Origin of the sequence: Chryseobacterium sp. LAM-KRS1, assembly GCF_013184525.1 — a bacterium.
GTDB lineage: Bacteria > Bacteroidota > Bacteroidia > Flavobacteriales > Weeksellaceae > Chryseobacterium > Chryseobacterium proteolyticum.
In genome coordinates this window covers 243,592-268,880 of the sequence record NZ_JAAOIZ010000006.1, presented here as the reverse complement: position 1 = coordinate 268,880, position 25,289 = coordinate 243,592, and the positions used below count along the sequence as shown (strand labels likewise).

At 36.4% G+C, this 25,289-nt stretch carries 28 protein-coding genes; 21 read left to right on the top strand and 7 right to left on the bottom strand.

What is annotated here, in order from left to right:
• Window positions 1-53 precede the first annotated feature (53 nt).
• Window positions 54-404 carry a preprotein translocase subunit SecG gene (gene secG / locus G9C87_RS18720; RefSeq protein WP_172283979.1) on the top strand — a complete coding sequence of 117 codons (351 nt, stop codon included), beginning with the start codon at window positions 54-56 and terminating at the stop codon, window positions 402-404.
• A gap of 49 nt (window positions 405-453) precedes the next feature.
• Here secG and G9C87_RS18715 read toward each other — a convergent pair whose 3' ends face one another.
• Window positions 454-1,293 (bottom strand): glycosyltransferase family 2 protein, encoded by an 840-nt coding sequence (locus tag G9C87_RS18715; protein WP_172283977.1) that lies wholly within the window; start codon window positions 1,291-1,293, stop codon window positions 454-456.
• A gap of 2 nt (window positions 1,294-1,295) precedes the next feature.
• Entirely contained in the window at window positions 1,296-1,907 is a 612-nt protein-coding gene (gene recR, locus G9C87_RS18710; protein ID WP_172283975.1) for a recombination mediator RecR, read from the bottom strand.
• A 116-nt stretch (window positions 1,908-2,023) separates the two neighbouring features.
• Here recR and G9C87_RS18705 point away from each other — a divergent pair, with 116 nt between their 5' ends.
• The 3 genes from G9C87_RS18705 to G9C87_RS18695 all read left to right on the top strand — a co-directional run bounded on the left by G9C87_RS18705 (window position 2,024) and on the right by G9C87_RS18695 (window position 4,691).
• Window positions 2,024-2,629 carry a hypothetical protein gene (locus G9C87_RS18705; protein ID WP_172283973.1) on the top strand — a complete coding sequence of 202 codons (606 nt, stop codon included), beginning with the start codon at window positions 2,024-2,026 and terminating at the stop codon, window positions 2,627-2,629.
• Between the two features lie 19 nt (window positions 2,630-2,648).
• Window positions 2,649-3,137, top strand: coding sequence for a hypothetical protein (locus G9C87_RS18700; protein ID WP_172283971.1), 489 nt, complete (start codon window positions 2,649-2,651; stop codon window positions 3,135-3,137).
• A 108-nt stretch (window positions 3,138-3,245) separates the two neighbouring features.
• Window positions 3,246-4,691: an aminoacyl-histidine dipeptidase gene (locus tag G9C87_RS18695; RefSeq protein WP_172283969.1), complete on the top strand. Its 1,446-nt coding sequence runs from the start codon at window positions 3,246-3,248 to the stop codon at window positions 4,689-4,691.
• Window positions 4,692-4,871: 180 nt separating this feature from the next.
• On the opposite strand, the gene G9C87_RS18690 is transcribed toward G9C87_RS18695, so the two are convergent.
• Both G9C87_RS18690 and G9C87_RS18685 read right to left on the bottom strand, forming a co-directional pair.
• A complete protein-coding gene (locus tag G9C87_RS18690; RefSeq protein WP_172283967.1) occupies window positions 4,872-5,201 on the bottom strand; it encodes a 2Fe-2S iron-sulfur cluster-binding protein in 330 nt (109 codons plus the stop codon).
• A 12-nt stretch (window positions 5,202-5,213) separates the two neighbouring features.
• The gene (locus tag G9C87_RS18685) at window positions 5,214-6,269 is read right to left on the bottom strand and encodes an NAD(P)/FAD-dependent oxidoreductase (RefSeq protein WP_172283966.1); all 1,056 of its coding nucleotides are present in this window, start codon (window positions 6,267-6,269) and stop codon (window positions 5,214-5,216) included.
• A gap of 150 nt (window positions 6,270-6,419) precedes the next feature.
• On the opposite strand from G9C87_RS18685, the gene G9C87_RS18680 reads away from it, so the two are divergent.
• The gene (locus G9C87_RS18680) at window positions 6,420-7,190 is read left to right on the top strand and encodes a DUF3108 domain-containing protein (protein ID WP_172283964.1); all 771 of its coding nucleotides are present in this window, start codon (window positions 6,420-6,422) and stop codon (window positions 7,188-7,190) included.
• A gap of 45 nt (window positions 7,191-7,235) precedes the next feature.
• Here G9C87_RS18680 and pheS read toward each other — a convergent pair whose 3' ends face one another.
• A complete protein-coding gene (gene pheS / locus G9C87_RS18675) occupies window positions 7,236-8,246 on the bottom strand; it encodes a phenylalanine--tRNA ligase subunit alpha (protein ID WP_172283962.1) in 1,011 nt (336 codons plus the stop codon).
• A 130-nt stretch (window positions 8,247-8,376) separates the two neighbouring features.
• Window positions 8,377-9,036 carry a YceI family protein gene (locus G9C87_RS18670; RefSeq protein WP_172283961.1) on the bottom strand — a complete coding sequence of 220 codons (660 nt, stop codon included), beginning with the start codon at window positions 9,034-9,036 and terminating at the stop codon, window positions 8,377-8,379.
• 75 nt (window positions 9,037-9,111) lie between these two features.
• Here G9C87_RS18670 and G9C87_RS18665 point away from each other — a divergent pair, with 75 nt between their 5' ends.
• Window positions 9,112-10,047: a sulfate/molybdate ABC transporter ATP-binding protein gene (locus G9C87_RS18665; RefSeq protein WP_172283959.1), complete on the top strand. Its 936-nt coding sequence runs from the start codon at window positions 9,112-9,114 to the stop codon at window positions 10,045-10,047.
• 307 nt (window positions 10,048-10,354) lie between these two features.
• Here the strand turns inward: G9C87_RS18665 and G9C87_RS18660 are convergent, their stop codons facing one another.
• A complete protein-coding gene (locus G9C87_RS18660) occupies window positions 10,355-10,699 on the bottom strand; it encodes a zinc ribbon domain-containing protein YjdM (RefSeq protein ID WP_172283957.1) in 345 nt (114 codons plus the stop codon).
• Between the two features lie 219 nt (window positions 10,700-10,918).
• Between G9C87_RS18660 and G9C87_RS18655 the strand changes: the two genes are divergently transcribed.
• The 15 genes from G9C87_RS18655 (at window position 10,919) to G9C87_RS18585 (ending at window position 25,249) form a co-directional block, all read left to right on the top strand.
• Window positions 10,919-12,124 (top strand): RsmB/NOP family class I SAM-dependent RNA methyltransferase, encoded by a 1,206-nt coding sequence (locus G9C87_RS18655; protein WP_172283955.1) that lies wholly within the window; start codon window positions 10,919-10,921, stop codon window positions 12,122-12,124.
• Between the two features lie 193 nt (window positions 12,125-12,317).
• The gene (locus G9C87_RS18650) at window positions 12,318-13,982 is read left to right on the top strand and encodes a GLPGLI family protein (protein WP_172283954.1); all 1,665 of its coding nucleotides are present in this window, start codon (window positions 12,318-12,320) and stop codon (window positions 13,980-13,982) included.
• Window positions 13,983-14,304: 322 nt separating this feature from the next.
• Window positions 14,305-15,978, top strand: a complete 1,674-nt coding sequence (asnB, locus tag G9C87_RS18645; RefSeq protein WP_172283952.1) for an asparagine synthase B — start codon at window positions 14,305-14,307, stop codon at window positions 15,976-15,978.
• Window positions 15,979-16,194: 216 nt separating this feature from the next.
• Window positions 16,195-17,004, top strand: coding sequence for a hypothetical protein (locus G9C87_RS18640; protein WP_172283951.1), 810 nt, complete (start codon window positions 16,195-16,197; stop codon window positions 17,002-17,004).
• A gap of 236 nt (window positions 17,005-17,240) precedes the next feature.
• Window positions 17,241-18,641 (top strand): MFS transporter, encoded by a 1,401-nt coding sequence (locus G9C87_RS18635; protein ID WP_172283949.1) that lies wholly within the window; start codon window positions 17,241-17,243, stop codon window positions 18,639-18,641.
• A 117-nt stretch (window positions 18,642-18,758) separates the two neighbouring features.
• A complete protein-coding gene (locus G9C87_RS18630; RefSeq protein ID WP_172284185.1) occupies window positions 18,759-19,634 on the top strand; it encodes a pirin family protein in 876 nt (291 codons plus the stop codon).
• A gap of 122 nt (window positions 19,635-19,756) precedes the next feature.
• Window positions 19,757-20,074: a GNAT family N-acetyltransferase gene (locus tag G9C87_RS18625; RefSeq protein WP_172283947.1), complete on the top strand. Its 318-nt coding sequence runs from the start codon at window positions 19,757-19,759 to the stop codon at window positions 20,072-20,074.
• A gap of 61 nt (window positions 20,075-20,135) precedes the next feature.
• Entirely contained in the window at window positions 20,136-21,035 is a 900-nt protein-coding gene (locus tag G9C87_RS18620) for a pirin family protein (protein WP_172283945.1), read from the top strand.
• Window positions 21,036-21,068: 33 nt separating this feature from the next.
• Window positions 21,069-21,602 (top strand): NADPH-dependent FMN reductase, encoded by a 534-nt coding sequence (locus tag G9C87_RS18615; RefSeq protein WP_172283943.1) that lies wholly within the window; start codon window positions 21,069-21,071, stop codon window positions 21,600-21,602.
• A complete protein-coding gene (locus G9C87_RS18610; RefSeq protein ID WP_172283941.1) occupies window positions 21,602-22,180 on the top strand; it encodes a TMEM175 family protein in 579 nt (192 codons plus the stop codon). Before G9C87_RS18615 ends, G9C87_RS18610 begins: the two co-directional genes overlap by 1 nt.
• Window positions 22,180-22,398 (top strand): (4Fe-4S)-binding protein, encoded by a 219-nt coding sequence (locus G9C87_RS18605; RefSeq protein WP_172283939.1) that lies wholly within the window; start codon window positions 22,180-22,182, stop codon window positions 22,396-22,398. Before G9C87_RS18610 ends, G9C87_RS18605 begins: the two co-directional genes overlap by 1 nt.
• Window positions 22,398-22,796: an OsmC family protein gene (locus G9C87_RS18600; protein WP_172283938.1), complete on the top strand. Its 399-nt coding sequence runs from the start codon at window positions 22,398-22,400 to the stop codon at window positions 22,794-22,796. The genes G9C87_RS18605 and G9C87_RS18600 overlap by 1 nt, the downstream gene beginning before the upstream one ends.
• A gap of 1 nt (window position 22,797) precedes the next feature.
• Window positions 22,798-23,082 carry a GNAT family N-acetyltransferase gene (locus G9C87_RS18595; RefSeq protein ID WP_172283936.1) on the top strand — a complete coding sequence of 95 codons (285 nt, stop codon included), beginning with the start codon at window positions 22,798-22,800 and terminating at the stop codon, window positions 23,080-23,082.
• 109 nt (window positions 23,083-23,191) lie between these two features.
• Window positions 23,192-24,691 carry a sodium:solute symporter gene (locus G9C87_RS18590; RefSeq protein WP_172283934.1) on the top strand — a complete coding sequence of 500 codons (1,500 nt, stop codon included), beginning with the start codon at window positions 23,192-23,194 and terminating at the stop codon, window positions 24,689-24,691.
• A 36-nt stretch (window positions 24,692-24,727) separates the two neighbouring features.
• On the top strand, window positions 24,728-25,249 hold the full coding sequence (locus tag G9C87_RS18585) for a hypothetical protein (protein ID WP_172283933.1): 522 nt from the start codon (window positions 24,728-24,730) through the stop codon (window positions 25,247-25,249).
• Window positions 25,250-25,289: the final 40 nt, after the last annotated feature.

Genomic DNA, 25,289 nt, shown 5'->3' with positions numbered 1-25,289 from the left:
TGCTGTTCGGTAAAAAAAGATTAAATTTGCCCATTCAAAAAGATATCAAATTAATGGATTCTATATTTATACTATTGATGGTTCTTGTTATGATTGCTAGTGTTTTACTGGTAATTATCGTTATGGCTCAAAATCCTAAAGGAGGAGGCCTTTCCAGTACCTTCGGAGGTGCATCATCTGCGCAATTCGGAGTACAAAGAACCAACGACTTTATGGAAAAAGCAACATGGACCTTAGGAGCGACAATCATTGTTCTTATCCTTATCAGTGTTGTAATCACAGGAAAGCCATCACAAACTGCTCCTGTTCAGCAACCTGTTAAAAAAGAAGCTCCTGCAAAACAATCTGCTCCGGCTTCTCAAACAACAGCACCAGCTCAGGCTCCTGTTACTCCTGCTAAATAAGCAAATACTATTTTTACATATTAAAAAAGCAACTCAATTGAGTTGCTTTTTATTTTAATTTGATCTTTTCTATTTTGTGCCGGAGCCTTAAGCCTGCTTTTAAAAATGAATACTGCAAAGGCTTCGATTCCTTGTAATATTTACTGATAAAAATCTGCATAGCCCCATAAAAGCGCTCGAGATAGAGCTCATCTTTTACAGTACTTTCTCCTTTATAGTGCAATAGTGAAGCTTTACCATAATAGTAATTCGTAAAGCCATTCCTAAGTAAGGTATAACATAAATCGATATCTTCACCATACATGAAATAAGCTTCATCCAGGCCGCCTACTCTTTCATAAACCTCTCTCTTAACAAGAAAAAATGCACCGGTGATCACTTCCACCTTATCAATTGCATTTTCATCAATGTCATTCCGATAATAGGATTTTGAATTGTTATTCTTAAAATTCACAAATAACTTCTCGAAGGAGTTGAACATATCCGGAACTGAACGTTTGCTTTCCGGTAAAAATGTACCTTTCGAATCATGCATTCTCACTCCCAGACACCCAAAGTCAGTCTGAGCATCTGCAAAATCTAAAATCTCATCCATATAACAGCCTTCAAGTTCTGTATCGGGATTGAGGATCAGGACATAATCTCCCACTGCCCTTTTTATAGCTGTATTATTGGCTTTTGAAAAACCATCATTACTTTCGGAAGCGATAAAATGAAAACCCGGAAATTCTTCTATCAGATTTCGCCATGAGGTGTCTGTAGAAGCATTGTCAATAATGATGACTTCATAGGGAACTTCTTTTACATATTTTTTAATGGATAAAAGGCAATTCCGAAGTAACTGGGTAACGTTATAATTAACAATTATTATTGAGAGCCTGGTATTCATTTTTAATCCTTTTCGTTATAAGGAAGCCTGTTGATAATGGACCTGCCCAAAGAAATCTCATCTGCATACTCAAGTTCATCCCCTACTGAAATCCCTCTGGCAATGCTTGAAAAACTTACATTGAAATTTTTAAATTTCTTATAAATATAATACGCTGTGGTATCACCTTCCATGGTTGCGCTCAAAGCAAAAATAAACTCTTTGACCAGCCCTGTATTCAATTTCCTTTCAATGCTTGGAATATTAAGTTGATTCGGACCGATCCCTTCCATAGGAGAAATCTTACCTCCCAGAATCAGATATTTCCCTGTGTATTTTCCTGTATTTTCAATAGCAATAACATCCCGTACATCCTCTACTATACAAATCACTTCATCACTTCTTTTGGAACTGCTGCAGATTTCGCAAACATCAAAATCCGAAAAATTATGACATTCCTTACAGTATTTTATATCATTAACTAAACTGATAAGAGAATTGCCTAGACCAACGGCCCTGGAATTGGGCTGTTTTAATAAATGAAGCGCCAGACGCAAAGCTGTTTTCCTGCCAATTCCGGGAAGTCCTGAAATCTCATCCACTGCTTTTGCCAAAACTTTACTTGGATAATCCATAATTACTTACAAAAATAATATAAAAAGATGAGTCTATAGGGCTTTCTCAAGCATAAATCATCTCCTTCTCCAATAAAAGATATATCTTTGGAAAATATATGAAAAAAATAAACTAAATGATTCTTAACAACCTTAATTATCCTCTGGATTTCAAATTCAAAATCACAACATTAGCCAGTGATTTTAATATTACAGACAGAAACGGGAACTATGTGGCGTATGTTCGCCAAAAAATGTTTAAGCTAAAGGAAGATGTTATTGTCTTTAATGATGAAAGCAAATCTAAGGAGCTTTTCAGGATACAGGCCAATAAGTGGATCGATTTTAATGCATCCTACTCTTTAAATGATCTTGTTGATAAAAAAAACTTCGGAAGGCTGGCAAGAAAAGGAATGCGTTCACTCTGGAAGTCAACTTATAATATCCTGGACGCAAATGATCAGCCTAAATTTACAGTAACGGAAGATAATGCATGGACAAAATTCTTCGACGGGATGGTAAGTGAAATTCCGATCATCGGTATGTTTACCGGATATTTCTTAAATCCTGCTTACACGGTAAGAGGTGTGGATGGAAAAGAATATTTTAAATTAAAAAAGATGCCTTCATTTTTTGGCAGAAGATTCCAGCTAGACAGAATGATCGATATCGATGATGAGGACGAAAGTCTGGTTATACTTTCTTTATTAATGATGGTTCTGCTTGAAAGAGCCAGAGGATAAATAGATTAAACCACAAACAATGAAATACCTTATTATTATCTTTTCAGCACTCTTGGTAGTAGCTTGTAAAAAAGAACAACCAAACGTTTTGACACCCACTCCCAAAGATTCACTGAATATTGTTCAGGATTCTGCAAAAGTGGAGAGCTCAGGAAAAATACAGATTGAAACGATAGCCTTCCCCAAGGAGATTAAAGAATGCTCATGTTACTTTGCAAAAAGCAAAGCTGATTTCGAAGCGGAAAAGTACATCTATGCTGATGACGCAGGAAAAACAGCTTACATGAAACTGGACGGAAAAAGATTAGCCATGAACCTGATCTCATCCAGCGATATGGAAGCTGATGAACTTCTAACCAAAGAAATAGAAAATGACGATTATAAAATATCCGTAAAAGGTAAAAAAATCAAAGGGGAAGAAGCTCTATTATTTGAAGGGACCATAACCATTGAAAAACCTGACGGAACTGTCATCACATTGCCTATTTATGGAGAATGTGGATGCTAATCATCCTGCAATTCCGCTTTTCAAAAATTTTCCTCTCCAAAATAAAAAAGACTGCTCCCGAATTTACGGGAGCATTTTTTATTCGTAATTTTGATAAAAATAAATTTTATGGAATTATCCAATATAGAACCGCATATTATCTGGAAGAATTTCTCCAAATTAAATGCTGTTCCAAGACCTTCAAAAAAAGAAGAAAAAGTAATCGCATTTATTAAAGGATTTGGTGAAAGTCTGGGATTACCCACAACAGTAGATGAAGTAGGAAATGTTATTATTAAAAAACCTGCAACAGCAGGAATGGAAAACCGTAAATCGATTGTACTACAATCACATTTGGATATGGTTTGTCAGAAAAACAGTGATGTTAATTTTGATTTTGATACAGAAGGTATCAAAATGGAAGTTGACGGAGACTGGGTAAGAGCTAAAGGAACTACATTAGGAGCAGATAATGGTTTAGGTGTAGCTACGATCATGTCTATTTTAGAAAGTTCAGACATTCCGCATCCGGATTTAGAAGCACTTTTTACCATTGATGAAGAAACAGGAATGACCGGAGCTCTTGGGTTAAAGCCAGGACAGCTTACCGGACAGATCCTATTGAATCTTGACACCGAGGAAGATGATGAGATTGATATCGGCTGTGCAGGAGGAATAGATGTTACTATCACTCAAAACTATGAGCTTGAAGCAGCGAAAGGACAGATTGTAAGAATTGAAATCAAAGGACTACAGGGAGGTCACTCGGGAATGGATATCCATAAAGGTTTCGGGAATTCCAATATTATTTTGGGAAGATTGCTTTACAGCGGTTTAGCAAAAGAAAATGTACAATTGATTTCAATCGATGGTGGTGGTTTAAGGAATGCGATCCCAAGAGAAGCAGTAGCTATTATCTCTGTAAGAAACGCCAATGAGTTTATTGAGGAGCTGACCAATGGTCTTAAAAAAGAAATTTTAGAAGAATTTGCGACTGTTGAGCCAGGTCTTCAGATCAATATAGAAAATTCAACAAGTTCTGATAAAGCCCTGTCTGAAGAAGATTCTAAAAAGGTTATTTTAGTCCTAAAATCTCTTCACAATGGTGTTTACAGAATGAGTCCGGATGTAAAAGATCTTGTAGAAACGTCCAACAATGTGGCAAGAGTAGAACTTAAAGGTGGAAATTTAAAAATATTAAACCTGTCGAGATCTTCAGTTGACTCAACTAAATATGCTGTGGCAGAACAGTTAAAATCAGTTTCTGAACTGGCAGGAATGCAGGTAGAATTCAGTGGTTCCTATCCAGGATGGAAACCAAAACCCGGATCTGAAATCGTTCAGCTCATGGAAAAGATCTATACCGAAAAATTCACTGAAAAGCCTCATGTGGTAGCTTGCCATGCAGGTCTGGAATGTGGGATCATCGGTGCTAACTATCCGGAAATGGAAATGGTAAGCTTTGGACCTACCATCAGAGGAGCCCACTCTCCTGATGAAAAGGCCAATATCCCTTCAACACAAAAATTCTGGAGTTTCCTGAAAGAAATTTTAGCGAATATTCCTCAGAAATAATTATTCAAAGTAATAATCAGTCATGTGGAGTCCATAGGCTTCACATGATTTCATCAGCTGGAAAATACAATTCAAAGATACAGTATACGTATGTTATCCGGGAATTCTAAATTTTCCAATACATAAAAAAAGTCCTGAAAAAAAATTTCAGGACTTTTATATTTTTAAGTTAAAAATTTTTTAAGGATAAGGAGCAATTTCTACTTCAAGCCCTTCCATGTCTTCCACGATGTGCAGCTGACATCCTAATCTGCTGTTTTCTTTCACATGGAAAGCTTCAGCTAACATAGCATCTTCTTCATCTCCCATTTCAGTTAAGCCCGGATCATTGATCACATACACCTGGCAGGAAGCACACATAGCCATTCCTCCACAAACACCGATTGTTCCTTCTTCTGCTAATTCATAAGAACGGATAACTTCCATTAAATTCATAGACATATCCGTTGGTGCAATAACATCGTGCGTTACACCTTCCCTATCGGTAATTTTTATATTGATATCTGACATAATTTTGCAAAATTAGTCAATTTTTTTCACAACTGCTTTTTCTGCTTCTTTACGGCTTCCGTCGAACCCGTCTACTCCACTCACAGTAGTATATTTAAGAACATATTTTTTCCCAGGGTTCAATCTGTTATAAACACTTTGACACATTAATGTTGCTTCATGGAAACCACATAAGATCAATTTTAATTTACCCGGATATGTATTAATATCACCAATAGCGTAAACTCCGTCAATATTTGTCTGATAATCCAGCGCATTGTTTACAACGATGGCATTCTTTTCAATATTCAGCCCCCAGTTGGCAATATCTCCTAACTTTGGAGTTAAACCGAATAAAGGAATAAAATAATCCGTTTCAATATCATGAGCTTCTTCACCATCGACCTGAACGGTGATCGCTGAAACTTTTCCTTCTCCTTTTATTGCAGTAACCTCGGCAGGGGTAATTAATTTTATTTTTCCCTGGTTCTTTAAATCCTGAACTTTTTCTACAGAATCCAACGCTCCCCTGAACTCATTTCTTCTATGGATCAAAGTCACTTCACTGGCAACGTTAGATAAGAAAATACTCCAATCCAATGCTGAATCTCCACCTCCTGCAATAACCACTTTTTTATTTCTGAAGTGTTCAGGCTCTTTAACAAAATATTCAACACCTTTTTCTTCGTAATCTGCAATATTTTCGATGGTAGGCTTCCTTGGCTCAAAAGTTCCTAATCCACCGGCAATAGCAACCGCTTTCGCTCTGTGAACCGTTCCTTTATTCGTAACAACCTCAAACCATTCCTCATCTACTTTTGTAAGCGTAACCGCCGTTTCGCCTAAAGTAAACCCAGGTTGAAACTGCTTGATCTGCTCCATTAAATTATCTACCAGATCACCGGCATTTACCGAAGGATAACCCGGAATATCGAAAATAGGCTTTTTAGGATAAAGCTCGGCAAGCTGACCTCCTGGTTGTGGAAGTGCATCTATAATATGGCATTTCATTTTAAGCAAACCTGCTTCAAACACTGCGAAAAGTCCAGTTGGTCCGGCTCCTATAATCAATATGTCGGTAGTAATCATAATAAAATTTAATTTTACATATAACTGCAAATTTACTAATTTTAACTCGAAGCTGATTTAATTGAGTCTAAATAAAAACCTGAGATTTATCAAATAACGGGTAAAATAGAAAAATTTTAATTTTGGCAGCGTTTTTGTAAAAACCATATTATGAAGAAAATTCTCAATATCATTGCATTATTCGTATTCTTTCTCGGTTTTGGCCAGATTGATAATATAGCAGATGGCGAATCTATTACTTTCAGGATTCATTACGGAATACTAACTGCCGGAAATGCAACGCTTACAACTCAAAAAACAACTTACAAAGGAGCTCCCCACCTCTATGTAAAAGGAACGGGACAAACCTCCGGTGCTGTAAAAGCTTTTTTTAAAGTGGATGATCTTTATGAGAGTTTCATTGATATACAGACGGGACTTCCCAGTTTCTACGTTCGAAATGTAAAAGAAGGAAGCTATCGCCAACATTTTGAAACTGTGTTCAACCATGACAACAATACACTGATCCTGACGGATAAAAAAACACCGGCTAACGGCTCCAAAGTAATCAAGTCTGTAAAAGGAATACAGGATATGCTTTCTTGTTTTTATTACCTCAGAAGCCAAAGCCAGACGGAGCTTAAAGTGGGTACGGTAATTAATATGAATGTTTGGATTGATGATGAAATGTTTCCTTTTCGTTTAAGGGTTGTAGGTACCGAAAATTTAAAGACAAAGTTCGGAGTCATCAATTGCTTAAAAATCGTTCCGTCAGTAATGAGTGGAAGAGTATTTAAAGATAAAGAGGGAGTAACCATGTGGGTTTCTAATGATGCTAATCACGTTCCTATGTTACTTAAAGCTGAATTAGCTGTCGGTTCTTTAAAAGCAAGTATCGACGATTTTAAAAATGTAAAATACCCCTTAAGGTTTTCTAAATAAAAAGCCACTAACAAACATAAAAAAGCCTCCTACCGGAGGCTTTTTCTATAGTGTCTTAAATTGTTCTAAAGTTCTGATATCGTTTTCAAAGAACATTCTGATATCGCTCATTTGATAAAGAAGCATTACAATCCTCTCAATACCCATTCCGAAAGCATACCCAGAATATTTTTCCGGGTCAATATTTACATTTTTTAAAACAGCCGGATCCACCATACCGCAACCCATAATTTCCAGCCAGCCTGTTCCTTTAGTAATTCTATAATCCGTTTCAGAGTTTAATCCCCAGTAGACATCGATTTCAGCACTAGGTTCAGTGAAAGGGAAATAAGAAGGTCTCATTCTGATTTTGGACTTTCCAAAAAGTTCAGTAGTAAAAAACTGGATGGTTTGCTTCAAATCCGCAAAGCTTACATTTTCATCGATGTATAACCCTTCAATCTGATGGAAAATACAATGAGAACGTGAAGATACCGCTTCATTTCTGAAAACCCTTCCCGGAGATAAAATTCTTATTGGGGGTTGGTTTTCCTCCATATAACGAATCTGCACTGAAGAAGTATGCGTCCTCAAAAGAATATCAGGATTTTGTTCAATAAAGAAAGTATCCTGCATATCTCTTGCCGGATGATATTCAGGAAGGTTAAGTGCCGTAAAGTTATGCCAGTCGTCTTCAATTTCAGGCCCATCAGCTACCGCAAAACCAATAGATTTAAAGATCTCAATAATCCTGTTCTTCACCAGGTTGATAGGATGTCTCGATCCCAGCTCCAAGGGAAAAGCAGGTTTTGTAAGATCATCTTTCTCTACTACGACTGAAGATTCAGAAGCGCTTTTCAGATCTTCTAATTTTATGGCAATAGCCTGTTTTAAAGAATTCACTTTCTGTCCGAATTCTTTCTTCTGATCGTTTGGAACTTCCTTTAATGTTTCGTAAAAATCGTTTAGAACTCCTTTCTTACCATTATACTTGATTCGGAAATTTTCGATCTCCTCTTTAGATGTAGTATTGAAGTTATTTACCTCAACGAGTAGTTCTTCTATCTTTTCTATCATTATTTTACCCTTTCAAAATGTTTTGCAAAAATACGATTTTTCAGTTTAAAAACTTTCTTATTTTATCATAAAAAATCTGCCCCTTATTCAGAGGCAGACTTCAATCACTTATTTCACTTAAATAAAAAAATTATTTCTTTTCTAAAGCTTTAACGTTGATCTGAAGAGTTACCTCATCTTTAATCACTCCGTTTTCAGCAGGAGCCTGGAATTTCACACCAAACTCTTCTCTTTTAATATCTTTAGGTTCAGTAGCTACGGTTACTTCACCTTCTTTTACAGACACATTAGCTTTAAGCTGAAGCGGCTTGGTAATTCCTTTAATGGTTAAATTACCATCCAATAAAGTATTATAATCACCTTCAGCTGCCGGTGTAACTTTAGTAATTTCATAAGAAGCAGTTGGAAATTTTTCAACTTCAAAGAAATCCCCGCTTTTCAAATGCCCGTTCAGTTTTCCTAATTGCTCTGCGTCATCTTTTAAATCCACAGATGTTAATGAATTCATATCAGCAACGAACTTTCCACTTTCTAATTTTCCGTCTTTCACTGTAAGATCACCACTTTCAAACTTAATTGTTCCGAAATGGCTTGTACTTTCAGATTTGAAGACTTTATACCCCTTCCACTCTATTTTACTATTTAAAGTATCCAATGCATATTGAGCACCTTCTTTTGTTGTCGTAACATCATTACTTTCACTTGTAAGCGGTTTGTCTTTTTTACAAGAAACAACAACAGCTGTAGCAAAAACGGCAGGGATAACGAAATAAAACAGTTTTTTTCTCATTTTTGATATTTTTTTATTACGTTCGCTAAGATAATAAAAAAAATAATTCTTTTTTAAAAATACTACATTTGTAATATGCTATTAGAGATAAACAATCTTTATTTTTCACATCGTAAAGACCAGCCTCTTTTTCAAAACCTCAATATACGATTTGAGGAAGGGAAAATCATTGCCCTGGCCGGTGAAAGCGGCTGTGGAAAATCTACATTATTAAATTTAATTTATGGACTTTTAGACTGGGAAAGCGGTGAAATTATTTTTGACGGCACTCCACTTATGGGCCCGAAAGGCAATCTTGTTCCCGGAGAACCTCAAATGAAATTTGTTGCACAGAATTTTGACCTGATGCCTTATTCCACCGTTGCAGACAATGTGGGTAAGTTTATTTCAAATATCAATCTATCAAAAAAAAGAGAAACCGTTCATGAACTTCTTGAAGTAGTAGGCCTGCAGGAATATGCTGATGTTTTCCCAAAAAATTTAAGTGGCGGACAGCAGCAAAGAGTTGCTATTGCGCGTGCTTTGTCTATATTGCCTAAGCTCCTGATCCTGGATGAACCTTTTAGTAATATTGATTTTCCAAGAAAAATAGAACTTCGGGAAAGGCTTTTCAGGTATGTAAAGCAACATAAAATTTCCTTAATCATCTCAACTCATGAACTTCAGGATATTATACCTTGGGTAGACCAGATCGTTGTTCTTCAAAGTGGAAGACTGATCCAAAACACCCATCCGGAAGAAACTTATAAAGAACCTTACAATCCTTATGTTGCTAAACTTTTTGGGGAAGTAAATATTTTCACCGATCATGAAATGAAGAATTTTGGGATCTCTAAATTTTCCTATTACCCGCATGAAATTAAAGTTTCGGAAAACGGTATGGATGCAGAAGTTCTGGAGAGCAGGTTTGCCGGTAACCATTATTGGAATAAAGTAAGAGCAAAGGAAAAGGATCTCGTTTTATATACCAACAGCAAGATTGAAGGCCCCGTTAAAATTGTCTTTGCATAAAGCCGAACTGCTAAATGGCGGAAAAAACAAAATTAACATATTCTTAATATGCTTATTGTTAGTTTGTGGATAAAAGTCCGGATTCCGGAAATTCATTTTTAAAACTTTTTATTACATTTGTAATTCTATAGCATAAGGAAACTTTTGGTTAATTCTCTTTCTGCCTCCTGGACGAACATTAGCAGAATCCTGCAATCTAGTCTTTGAAAGATTACACTGTCCAATCTTTTCCTTTTTTTGTTTCCTATAACTTCTTACATATCAAAAATGCGTCCCTAAAGACGCATCAATGAATATATTATCAGGTTTACGCTTTCTTAACAAACTCTGATTTCAAAGCCATCGAACCAAAGCCGTCAATTTTACAATCGATATTATGGTCACTATCAGGTCTCAGACGGATATTTTTCACCTTTGTTCCCGCTTTTACAGGTTTTGGAGCTCCTTTTACCGGCAGGTCCTTGATAACCACTACAGAATCACCATCCTGTAACTCATTTCCATTGGAATCAAGTATCTTGCCTTCATTGGCTGTTTCCGCAGCTGCCTCATCAGCATTCCATTCATAAAAACACTGGGAACAAACCGTCATGTTGTCGCTAGGATAAGTAAATTCGGAACCACACTTCGGACAAAGAACAATATCACTCATATTTTAATTTTTTGCAAAGGTAGAGTTTTTTAAAGGATCAAGTCAACAGAAAGGTTTAGAGATAAGATCAGGTATCGGGAGAAAAATCACCCACACTATTTATCTATTTATGTATTAACTATCAACATCTATCGTACCTCCTGTTTCCCATCTCCTTCATCAATCTCAAATCTCAACTATAATTTGTACTTTTGCAGATTGAAAACAGCAGAAGCAATTATGGAACTTATTCACAGAAACCTGGCAATCGGAATTCACGATGCCCTACAGGAGACATTTTTTGAAAAAAACAAATACGCTGATAAAGTTATTGAAAGACTTTTAAAGGCTCACAGAAAATGGGGAAGTCAGGACAGAGCCGTTGTTTCTGAGATTTTTTACAATATCATCCGTTGGAAAAAGCGTTTGGAGTATTATATGGGAGAAGGTGTAAAACCGAATAACATATACAAACTCATTCTTGCTTATTTGCTTTGGAGCAAAACAAACTATAAAAAGTTTGAAGAGTTCGACGGGATAAAAATCGCTGATATCATTACAAAGCTAAAAAAAGATACTGTTCCTACAAAAGCTATTGAGCACTCTATTCCTGAATGGCTGGCCGAAACCCTTGAAAAAGAATTAGGCGCTGGCTGGGAAAAGGAAATGAGAGCTTTAAATGAGCAGGCTCCTACTGTTTTGAGAGCAAATTCTCTTAAAACAACGCCCAGAGAACTGATCTCCGATCTATCTGATGAAGGTATCGCCTCTTTTACCGTGAGAAATTATCAGGACGCTGTACAGTTGGAAGAAAAAAAGAATGTTTTTTTAACAACAGCTTTTAAAGAAGGATTATTTGAAGTTCAGGATGCTTCTTCACAAAAAATAGGATATTTCCTTGATGTAAAAGAAGGACAAAGAGTAGTTGATGCATGTGCAGGAGCAGGAGGAAAAACACTTCACCTCGCAGCACTAATGCAAAATAAGGGACAGATCATCGCTTTGGATATCTTTGAATGGAAACTAGCAGAACTAAAACGCCGTGCCAAAAGAGCAGGCGCTCATAATATTGAAACCCGTATGATCGCGGACAATAAAGTGATCAAACGTCTTCACGAAAAAGCAGACAGGCTTCTTATTGATGCTCCTTGCTCAGGCTTAGGAGTTTTAAAAAGAAATCCTGACAGTAAATGGAAAATCGACCAGGATTTCATTGATAGAATCAAACTGGAACAACAACAAATCCTTCAGGATTATTCTAAAATCCTTAAAAAAGGTGGAAAAATGGTGTATGCCACATGCTCTATTTTGCCTTCTGAAAACACCGGACAGGTTAAGGAATTTCTTAAAAACAACCCGGACTTCAAACTTATTAAAGACGAAAAAGTAATGCCTAGCGAAGGATATGACGGATTCTATATGGCTCTTATAGAAAGGTTAGCCTAACCAGCCTTACATTATCAATATACTAACTACTCCATTTTCTGGAGTAGTTTTTTTTACAATACATCATTAATCAAAAAAAATTCTCAATATTCGTAACATTTCGGTATCCTTGGAATACCTATTCATGAAATGCCATTGAATTTACAGGTAGACATTTGTAAGACATTGTATATTTGTGATAAACCACCCGCACATGTGTAAACGATTTTTATTTGCTTTCTTTGCTTTTCTGTATTATGTTTCATCTGCCCAAACCTATGAAATACAGTATACCAATTCTTACAACGGAAAAATACAGACAGAGCAGTCACCGACTTTTATATGGGTTAACGGCAGTGAAAACTTTATCCTTAATAACTCTATCAGGGAACAAAAGAGCGAATATCCGTTTGAAATTACAAAAATTGAAAAACCTTCAAATACAATTGTATCATACGGGTTTTTAAAGCCTGATGAGATTATTTCTACTGCCGATAAAGAATCAGTAGCCAAACAGACCTTTGAATTAACCAATGAAACAAAAAAAATTCTCGACTACACCTGCCGGAAGGCTGTCACTAAAATCAACTCCAACACCATAGAAATCTGGTACACAGGAGATTTAAAGATAAGTGGCGGACCTTCAGTGCTAGGACAAAACCTGGGATTGGTTCTGGAAATTGAAAGAAATAAAAATTCTCTGATTACTGCCACTTCTATTAAAAAAGTAAAAAAAACCAATATTGCGGATATCATTAAAGGGCCCATTACCTCTACAGATCTTTTAGGTTACAAAGACCAGCTTTGGAAAAGCCGCTTTACTACTTTGAAAGTTTTTGAAAACGAAATGATCAACTTCTCGGACGAATCCAAATCCGACGAAAAGATAAAAAGATATGCAAATGGAACAATTATCTTAAAAAAGGTAAAGTTTCCAAAGATATCTGAAGGAGAAAATGTTTTCATTGAATTAAAACAGCAATCCAATGGTGATGCTTATGACAGAACAGGAACCGTTTTCTTTATTCCTCAGAATAAATCGCAATCCTTTTTTGATGGCCTGGAAAAAGGTGCTAAAACACTTCCGGTATACGAAAACGGAAATGGAAAGCAATATTATGGCATTATCCCTACAGATAATTATGATCCGAGCATTGAAATGATGCGTTTCTTTACCGCATTTGGGATTCAAAAATTCAACCACATCCAGCTAAAAGGAAAAGACTGGCAAACAATCAGTCCATACCGTCAGGATATTACAGAACTAAAGCCTTCTTTATCTGATAAAGAATTATGGATTGGAACCTTTATAGGAAACTATGATAAAGGCGGACATACAATAAATCTGGAAATCACGATTCATAAAAGTGATCAGACTGTTTACAAAAACAATACTGTAATTCCGTTGTTCAATACCGTCAACATCATGGAAATGGCGGGACAGGATTATTCTACCATGTTTAATGCCGAGAAAGGACTCTTCGTAGAATTCACTCTAAAAAAAGATCTGAAAAATGCGCAGTTACGTTATATAACGACAGGACATGGCGGATGGGAAAACGGAGATGAGTTCGTTCCGAAAGTCAATTCCATATTTGTGGATGGAAAAATGATTTTCTCTTTTACACCATGGAGAACAGACTGTGGTTCATACCGTTTATATAACCCTGCATCAGGAAATTTTCCGGATGGACTCTCTTCATCAGATTTAAGCAGATCAAACTGGTGTCCCGGGACTATTACGAATCCAGAATTTATTTCATTGGGAGATTTAAAGGCCGGAAAACACAGTATCCAGATCAAAATTCCTCAAGGCCCTACAGAGGGCACAAGTTTCAGTTCATGGAATGTTTCCGGGGTTTTATTAGGAATTCAATAAAAAACAAAACCTTCTCGTGATATTAATCACAAGAAGGTAAAAACACAAATGATGAAAAAAAATTATTTCGAGCCACAAAGTAAAAGTAAAAATTCATATAATTAATTACCATATATTAATAAATATCCCATTTTAATTTCGTATAGCTATGCATAGTATTCTTCTGTAAGAAAAATATTAACCAAAATCATATTTATCATTCAATTTAATTAATTAAATTCTTTAAAATAGATTATTTAATTAAAAATATTAACTTATATTTAATTAATGTTTTCTTTTTTAAATTACAAGTCTATTTTTGCTCCTAAATAAATGATAAAAAATGTGTGGAATCGTATGTTTGTTTGACGCAAAACAAAAAACAGAAATATTAAGACCTCAGGTCTTGGAAATGTCAAAAAAAATCCGTCATAGAGGTCCGGATTGGAGTGGAGTTTTTCAGAATGAAAAAGTGGTGTTTTCTCACGAAAGATTAGCCATTGTAGATCCTACATCCGGAAAGCAGCCTTTATTTTCTAAAGATGGGAATATTGTATTAGCCGTAAATGGGGAAATATATAACCACAGAGAACTGAAGGAAGAATTTCCCAACTATGAATTTCAAACCCAATCCGATTGCGAAGTTATTTTAGCACTTTACGAAAAGTATGGTAAAGACTTCCTGGAAAAGCTTAATGGTATTTTCGCATTTTCGTTATATGATATCAAAAATGATGTTTATCTCATCGCGCGGGATCATATGGGAATCTGCCCGCTTTATCAGGGATGGGACAGAAACGGCAACTTCTATATCGCTTCAGAATTAAAAGCACTGGAAGGAATTTGTAAAACCATTGAACCCTTTTTACCGGGACACCTTATTTACAGTAAAGACGGTATGGAGCTTCAACAATGGTACACAAGAGACTGGACCGATTTTGATCATGTGAAGGATAATGAGAGCGATATAAAAAAACTGAGACAAGGATTAGAAGATGCAGTTCACAGACAGCTTATGAGCGACGTTCCTTATGGAGTACTATTATCGGGAGGATTGGATTCTTCTGTAATTTCAGCGATCACTGCAAAATTTGCCCGTCAAAGAATTGAAAGCGGAGACACCCAGGAAGCATGGTATCCGAGACTGCATAGCTTCGCAGTAGGGTTAGTAGGATCTCCTGATCTTGCAGCCGCACAAAAAGCAGCAGAACATATCGGCTCTGTTCATCATGAAGTTAATTTTACCGTTCAGGAAGGACTAGATGCTATACGCGATGTAATTTATCATCTGGAGACCTATGACGTAACAACCGTAAGAGCTTCTACCCCCATGTATCTTTTAGCAAGAGTAATCAAATCCATGGGGATTAAAATGGTACTATCAGGTGAAGGTTCTGATGAGCTTTTCGGTGGATATCTATATTTCCATAAAGCTCCGAATGCCAAAGAGTTTCACGATGAAACAGTAAGAAAATTAGGAAAACTTCACCTTTATGATTGTTTAAGAGCCAACAAAGCATTGATGAGCTGGGGAATTGAAGGACGTGTTCCCTTTCTTGACAAAGAATTCATGGACATTGCTATGAATATTAACCCTAAAGATAAAATGATTGATACTGCTGATGGCAAAATAGAAAAATGGATTTTAAGAAAAGCTTTTGAAGATATCCTACCGGAATCTATTGTCTGGAGACAAAAGGAGCAATTCTCCGATGGCGTAGGCTATTCATGGATTGATACCTTGCGTGAAGTGGCAGAGAAAGAAGTTACGGACGAAATGATGGCGAATGCAAAATTCAGATTTCCATTGAACACTCCTCAGAATAAAGAAGAATACAGATACAGAACGATCTTTGAAGAACATTTCCCAAGTGAAACGGCGGCAGCAACAGTTCCGTCTGTACCATCTGTGGCATGTTCCACTCCTATTGCACTGGAATGGGATGAAGCTTTTAAGAAAATGAACGATCCAAGCGGAAGGGCTGTAAAAGTACACGAAACTTCCTATGAGGGATAATATTTGGGGAATAATCAAAGGAGTTTTTGAACACCCTGATAAAAAATTTTCCAACTCACCTTTCAAACCCTTGGGAACTAAAATTTATTAATCCTGTAGCAATACAGGATTTTCTTTTGAATAAACATCAATAATATTAACAGATTTTAACTAACAATCAAAAATAGTATCTAATAAATAATTATATTTGGAAAACGAAAAAATCAATATTATAAAATGAGAAGAACCGTTACTATCTTTTTTGCTTTATTATCTATAAATTTTGCTTTTGGCCAGGGTAAATTTGGTAAATATCTTAACTCAAAGAAACTTGCACTTACTTATAAGACTGTAAAGGACAACGAAAAAGAAAATTATTATCAACAATATTACTGGCTTGCGAAAGCTGAACAATTAAAAACCTATCCGCACCTTAAGGATGTAAAGCCAGTTGTTCTCTATGAATTTGTGAAAAAAGTAAACCCACAGAATCCAACCAAAAAACTGGATGCCAGAGGAAAAGAACTACGCGAAACAGCTGAATTATCTTTAAATCAATACTTTAAGAATAAGAATTTTGAAAACAATGCCGTTTTAATGTATAATCTTGAAACGTATGTTGATCCTTCTCAGGGTGAGTACTTCACAAAGGTAGATCCTGAAAAAATCAAGGAATTGGTGCCTAAAGAACTTTTTGCCTTCAATTCCCTGAATAGAAAAACTCAGGAGGAAAAGACTTATTACCTTTGGATAGACAAGAAAAAAGATGATTTTAAAATTGTAGATATTATTCCGAGTGAAGAAGATAAGAAGTTTTATGCTTCACTAAAACAATATCTTCCCAACTATAAGTTTTCAAAATATGTTCCTTCTGTAAAAAAAGGGAACAAAACCGATAAAACAGATGTGGATTACTATTACATCATGCCGTTTGAGCAAAATACAGATAACATCGAGTATAAAACAACAGATTTTAAAACTTTCATTTTAAGCCAGTACAGAAAAGCCGGCGATGAATGGAAAGGAGTAGAAAAAACTAAAAAATAAATCAAAAAGTCCTGTGAAATCTCACAGGACTTTTTTAATTTTATACATATTTCTTTATCTAAGAAACAAGTCTTTTAAGTTTCAAAATACATTATATTAGATAATGGCCGGAAGAGAGGGAAAAAACCTGTTCAATCCATTTATTTTTATTCCAGAATGATCTCTTCAATTTGCCTTGATCGAAATAGCAAACTTATCGAAAGACTAAATTATATAAAGATCCTAGCTGATATAACATGTCTGAAACCAATTCATCTCTAACGTCGATTAAAAAAATCCTTCCACTGATTCTTGCTACCGCTATTTTCATGCAGATGCTTGATTCTACAATTCTGAACACTTCTTTACCTTCTATTGCCAAAGATCTAAAAGAGTCTCCGCTCAATATGCAGAACGCCATAATCAGCTACGTTCTGACTCTGGCAGTTTTCATGCCTGCGAGCGGCTTTTTAGCAGACAGATTCGGAACAAAAAGAGTTTTCATCTTCTCCCTGGTTCTCTTCAGCCTGGGTTCCTTATTCTGTGCATTATCGCAAAACCTCACTCACCTTGTTATTTCAAGAGTTATCCAGGGAGTGGGCGGCAGTTTAATGACACCCGTTGGAAAATTAGCCCTCATTAAAACCTTTGATAAAAGTGAATTATTAAAAGCTATGAATTTCGCTATCATTCCCGCTCTTATCGGTCCTGTATTGGGGCCGTTGGTTGGTGGTTATATGGTGGATTATTTATCCTGGCACTGGATATTCCTTATTAATATCCCAATTGGCTTTTTAGGGATTATTCTGGGAATTAAGTACATGCCTAATTACAAGTCGAAGGACGTTGATTTCGATCTCAAAGGTTTTATGATTTTTGCTGCAGCCTCCCTCCTGCTATCCATTTCTCTTGAACTTTTTGGAGATCTTCAGAATATAACACCGGTTCTTCTGATCTTTATCTTAGGATTTCTATTTCTGTATTATTACTATAAACATGCAAAAAAGGAAGGAAATCCTATATTTCCTTTAAATCTTTTCCAGGTGCGAACTTTCCGTGTGGGAATTGTAGGAAATCTGGCTACCCGTCTAGGAATCAGTGCTGTTCCTTTGCTACTTCCCCTGATGATACAAATCGCCTATAAACAAACAGCAGTTACGTCTGGCTGGATCGTTGCTCCCATGGCTCTGACAGCTATACTCGGAAAATCATCAGTCATTAAAATCCTGGATAGATTCGGCTACCGTCAGACCTTAATGGTTAATACATTCGTCATTGGAACATTAATATGCATGCTGGCCATTCCTGATATTCATACGAATCTTCTATGGTTCATCCCGATCATAGCGGTTTTAGGCTTTTTCAATTCTATCCAATTCACCTCCATGAATACCATTTCCATTGCTGATTTAAGAAATTTCCAGACCAGCAGCGGTAATTCATTAATATCTGTAAATCAACAGCTCGCCATTGGTTTTGGAATTGCTTTTGGTCTTATTGTTCTAAAAATATTTGAAAGTACCGATCTTATTAAAGGAGAAATCCATAATGCTTTCCGCTATACTTTTCTTACAGTTGGTTTTCTCACAATATTATCCGGATTGGTATTCCGAAGACTTCATATTTCAGATGGCAAGAATATGAAATCAAAGGAGTAACCCTATTATTTCGACTATAATAAGTCATGAAAATCAATCTAATCCGAACTTAACACAGATCAATGCAATTGATTCTTATCTACTCTATTTTTGTTATTATAAAAAATCAACATTATGATGACAACTAAAAAAGTAGAAATCGTAGTATCTCCAAAGCCTGCCCATTTTGTAGGTGATGGGTTCAGAGTTCATAATTTTATACCCGGTGCATCAGGATTAGATATGAAAAGAATGGATCCTTTTATTATGCTCGATTATAATTCAAAATTCCATTTTAACGGATCTGAGAAACCAAGAGGAGTTGGAGTACATCCGCACCGAGGTTTTGAAACCGTAACCATAGCGTATCAGGGAAAAGTAGAACATCACGATAGTTCGGGAGGTGGTGGTATAATTGGTCAGGGAGACGTTCAGTGGATGACCGCTGCAAGAGGTGTCTTACATAAAGAATACCACGAAAGAGAATGGTCTAAAACCGGTGGAATCTTTCAGATGGTTCAGCTTTGGGTGAATCTTCCAGCGCAGGATAAAATGAGCAAACCTAAATATCAGGCCATCAAAAACTCCGATATGAAGATCGTTGATCTGAAAGAAAACGGGTTTATTGAGGTGATCGCCGGAGAATATGCAGGAAATAAAGGACCTGCAAATACCTTCACTCCGGTACACATGATGAACGCAAAATTAAAATCCGGCGGAAAAGCTGATTTTAATTTTCCTGCTCACTTTAATACTGCTGCCCTTATCATTGAAGGGAGTATTATTGTGAATGGAAATGAAAAAGCAAAAACCGATCAATTGGTATTATTTGAAAACAAAGGAGAGGAATTTAGCATTGAAGCCAGTGAAGACGCAGTGGTACTGATCATTAGTGGAGAGCCAATCAATGAACCCATTGTTCCGCATGGCCCTTTTGTAATGAATACAAGAGAGGAAATCATGCAGGCTTTTGAAGATTTCAATACCGGAAAATTCGGATATTTAGAAGATTAACCATACAGAATTTGGCAATAATTAAATAATCTTAATCTTAAGTCGGTTATTTAATTATTGCTTTTTTATTACCTTTAACATAATACTTTTACTTTTTAAGTATACAGCCAAAAATTTAAACAATGAAACCAGAATTTGAAAATATTCCACTTGTAAAAAATGAATCAAAAAAGAGATTCGAAATTGAAGTAAATGGCCATTTTGCTTTCATTGATTACCGTGAAACCGACAGTCAGATCATTTTAATTCATACGGAGGCTGACCCAGAATTGGCAGGTACCGGAGCCGCCGTAGCAGTTGTAGAGAAAACATTGGTTTACATTGAAGAAAGTCTTAAAAAATTACTCCCGTTTTGTCCTTATGTTTTTGCTTACATTAAAAAGCATCCGGAATGGAAACGCATTGTGGACGTAACGTTTGAAAGATATGACCAGCTTTAATATCTAAAAAAGCTAAATAATTTAATTAAATAACCACCAGCAATCGTAAAGAATCATAATTATGTCAAATATTGGACTTATCATAGAAGAAAAAGCCGCAGATATAGGAAACTTTTTAGTCGGAAGACTTTTACCTTTCCGTGAAAAAAGAGCGGTAGGCCCATTTGTTTTCATAGATCATATGGGACCGTCAGAATTAAAAGATTATCAAAACCTGGATGTACCACCTCATCCCCATATCGGATTGTCCACTTTAACTTATCTTCTGGAGGGATCTATTTTTCACCGTGACAGTATCGGAAGTGCCATGGAAATAAAACCGGGAGCCGTCAACTGGATGACAGCAGGAAAGGGAGTGGTACATTCCGAAAGAACTCCGGAATATTTAAGAGAAACTGATAAAAAATTACATGGTTTTCAAATCTGGGTAGGCCTTCCAAAACATCTGGAGCAAAGTGAACCGACGTTCCATCATACGGAGGCAGATGAACTTCCGGTTTGGGAAAATGGAGACATCCACTACAAACTAATTGCCGGAGAAGCTTTTGGAAAAAAATCTCCCGTTCCCGTTCATAGTAAGCTTTTTTTCATTGAGATAAAAACAAAATCGGCACAAAAAATCAGCATCGGACAGGACTTGTACGGTGAAGCGGCCATGTATGTTCTGGATGGCACTGTAAATATCGAAGGAAACACCTATGGCTCGAAACAATTGCTTATTGCAAAGGACACCAAGCTATGTGAGTTTAAAATGAGCGAAAATGCAACCGTCTATCTTTTCGGAGGCGAACCCTTTGAAGAAGAGCGCTTTATATTCTGGAATTTCGTAAATTCGGATAGAGAAGTAATTGATCAGGCTAAAGTAAACTGGAATGACCAGAACCACCATGCTTTTCCTTTAGTTCCCGGAGATGAGGACGAATTTGTTCCGCTTCCTAAAGCAATTCTGAACAGAAAATAATTCCGGACAGAAATTTTATAACGACAAGACACCATGAAAATATTAGCATTTGCGGGAAGTAGCTCTTCCACCTCTATCAACAAAGAACTGGTTAAATTTGTTTTGAAGGATTTTCAAAATGAAGATATTAATTTAATTGACCTTAACGATTATACAATGCCTGTTTTTTCTGTAGATCTTGAAAAAAAAGGATTCCCGGATGCCGCACATCAATTCTTAAAAAGAATCGAAGACTGTGATGTTATTATTTGTTCCCTGGCCGAACATAACAGATCATACAGCGCTGCTTTTAAAAATATATTTGACTGGGCTTCAAGGATTAATGTAAAGGTTTTTCAAAACAAGCCCATGCTTCTCATGAGCACCTCACCGGGTGGTTATGGTGGTGGAAATGTAATGAATACAGCCAAAACGTTCTTCCCCCAGTTCGCAGCGAATATTAAGGAAACCTTCTCCTTACCGAAATTCTATGAAAATTTTGATCTGGAAAGTGGTGTCATAAATCCGGATATGCTCAAAGAGCTGAATGAAAAAATCAAAAATTTTAAAACAGAGATTACAAACTGATGACCAAAGGAAGACTGGAAGCGTTCAGTGATGGTGTTTTAGCCATTATCATTACCATTATGGTACTGGAACTTAAAGTACCGGAAGGTGACAGCTGGGCAAGTCTCAAGCCGATTATCCCAAAAGTTCTGGCTTATGTCTTTAGTTTTATCTATGTGGGAATTTATTGGAACAATCATCATCACTTGTTCCAGGCAGCCAAAAAAATCAACGGAACTATTCTTTGGGCAAATTTGCATTTACTGTTCTGGCTCTCTTTAATGCCGATTGCTACGGAATGGATAGGTACTACACATTTCGCTAAAAACCCGGTTGCTGCCTATGGAATCGGATTGTTCATGTGCGCCATAGCCTATACAATTATGGAAAACTTAATTGTCCGCTGTGAGGGAGAGAATTCAAAGCTAAAAGAAGCCATCCATTCCAGGTTTAAGGAATATATTTCAATTGTATTTTATATATCCGGAATCGCGACTTCATTTTTTTATCCTTATATTGCTCTATGTTTTTATTACATTGTTGCTCTTATATGGCTGATTCCGGACAGAAGAATCGAAAAATTACTAAAAGAAGAATAATGGAAACACACGAATATACCAACGGAGATCTTACCGTAGTCTGGATGCCTAAGAAATGTATCCATTCTGCAGTTTGTGTAAAAATGCTACCCCAGGTTTATAATCCAAAGGACAGACCATGGATCAAGGTAGAAAACGCAACAACTCAGGAACTCATCAATCAAATAGAACAATGTCCTTCCGAGGCATTGAGTTACAAAATCAATACTGAAAAATAATGGGCGTAACAGTAAAAGCAAGTTTAGGAAAAACAAAATACTATACAGAAGTAGTAGCCGGTGAAAATAAAATCATCACGGATGAACCTTTAGATAAAGGAGGGCAAAACAAAGGATTCAACCCCTTTGAAATTCTTGCCACTTCTTTGGCAAGCTGTACTGCTGCAACCTTAAGAATGTATATTGAACGGAAGGAATGGGATGTGGAAAAAATCAACGTAGAGGTTGATCTGGAAAATTTCCCCCTTACCAAAAGAGCTGTTTTTAAAAGAGATATCAGCTTTGAAGGAACCAACCTCGATGACGAACAATTGAAAAGGCTGCATACGATTGCTGATGCGTGTCCGATACATAAGATACTAACAAACGATATAGAAATATTAACCAAATTTTCATAATATGATAGAGGTAAAACAAAACAACGACGAAAAACACGGAAGTTTTGAGGCTTTCATAGACGGAAACCGCGCAGGGCTAATGACATACACCTGGGCTGGAGACGAAAGATTCATTATTGATCATACGGAAGTAGAGGAAGCTTACAACGGAAAAGGCGTTGGCAAAGAAATGGTTTTAGCGGCGGTAGATTTCGCAAGAAAACAAGGCAAAAAAATAATTGCACTTTGTCCTTTTGCGAAAGCTACTTTCCAGAAAAACGAAGATCTTCAGGACGTCGTAGTCTAGTTAACAGGAAAAGGAAGATGAAAAACCTTTCAGGACAGATCCCTGAAAGGTTTTTCTTTTTTATCAGAACATAAAAAAACTATATTTGTAAAATTTTAATTACAAAAATATGTCTCCAATTATATTACTGTCCATTATCGTTGTATACTTTGCGCTGCTTCTCTGGGTAGCTTATAAAACCGGTAAAGGAAGTGACAACGAGAGTTTCTTCATTGGAAACCGTAAAAGTAATTGGATGCTTGTTGCCTTTGGAATGATAGGAACTTCACTTTCCGGAGTAACTTTTGTGAGTGTTCCGGGAGCTGTGGGCAAAGACAGTTTCTCTTATCTGCAGATAACCCTGGGCTATCTTATCGGGTATATTACCGTTGCATATGTATTGCTTCCTTTGTATTACCGCCTTAAACTTACTTCCATCTACGGCTATCTTCAGCAGAGAATGGGACAGCTTTCTTACAAATCAGGAGCCTGGATATTTATTGTTTCAAGGTTGGTAGGAGCTACAGCAAGATTGTACCTGGTTGTCAATATCCTACAGGTAACCATATTGGACAGCTTAGGAGTTCCGTTCATTGTGACCACTCTCATCATTCTGGCCATGATTATTTTATATACTTATGAAGGAGGGGTAAAGACCATTGTATGGACCGATACCCTGCAGACTTCCTGTATGCTTCTGGGACTGATTATCTGCACCATCTACATGCTGAACCACCTGGATCTTAGCGTTGGACAGAGTTTGAGTGCCATGAACAGTAAAGGTTATACGAAAATATTTGAAATGGATTTTAATTCTCCGGGGTTCTTTATCAAACAGATTCTTGCGGGAGCATTTATTACCATCACCATGACCGGAATCGATCAGGAAATGATGCAGAAAAGTCTTTCCGTAACGAAGCTGAAGGATTCTCAGAAAAATATGGTAACCTTAGGATTTATTTTATTAGGAGTAATTTCATTGTTCCTGTATATGGGAGGCCTTCTTTATCTTTTTGGAGAAAGCCAGGGAGGTCACCTTACAGAGGTCATTATAGATGGTATCCCCAAAAAGGAGTTTATATTGAACGGGAAAGATATTTTTGGAGATAAGATTTTCCCTGAAGTGGCATTAAACCATATGCCCGGGTTTATTTCAATTATCTTCATCATTGCTTTAATTTCAGCTTTATTTCCAAGTGCAGACGGAGCCATGACAGCACTTACCTCCTCTTTGTGTATTGATATCTTTGGAATGAAGGAAAAGAAAGAATGGACAGATCATAAAAAGGAGAAATTCCGTAAAAATGTTCACCTTCTGGTAGCGCTTTCTTTCCTGGTTATGGTAATTATTTTCAAGATCATCAATGATAATTCCATGATCGGATTGATCCTGAAATTAGCTGGATTTACATACGGCCCTCTTTTAGGACTTTTCGCTTTTGGTATTTTTACTACATACAAGGTTAAAGACAAACTTGTTCCTTATGTTTGTATTGCAGCACCTATTATATCCTATTTTATTGATAAGTATCAGACGTCCATTTTCGGAGACTTTAAAATAGGACTGGAATTACTGATCATTAACGGACTATTAACATTCCTGGGGCTTTTAATCATCAGAAAAAAATAAAATCAATAACCAAACTCAAAATAATTAATACATACCATGAAAAAAATCTTTCAGCTTTTATTGGGTCTTTTGGCTTTCAGCTTTGTGTCAGCACAGGAAAACTTTGAAGTTTCAACCCTTAGAATAGGCCCTTATAAAGTATTTATGAAAAGTGCGGAGATAGAAAAAATTTCAGGAACAAAACTGAAAATAACCGACGGAGAATATAAAAACTCTGTAAAATACAATGGTGAAATCCTTATGATCAGCACCAGCCAGGAATATGATAATGATGGAAAAGAAACTAATGGATATAGTATATATGGCATTTCCACAACCAGCAAAAAATTCAGAACCAAAAGTGGTATTGGTGTAGGCAGTACAAAAGATGAGATTATTAATGCTTACAAAAATTATCCAAGCTATAGTGCATATCCGGGATGGGATGATAAGGGCAAGCCCATTAAAAATCAAAGTTATTTCATTCTGAACGACAGTGATGCCTCAACCATATTGTCTTTTAAATTGGTTGATAATATTGTTACCGAGATTTCAGTATCGCTTAATGAAGGCTGCTAAAAGCTTCAAATCTTTAAATAATTCAAAATCCGGGCATTCC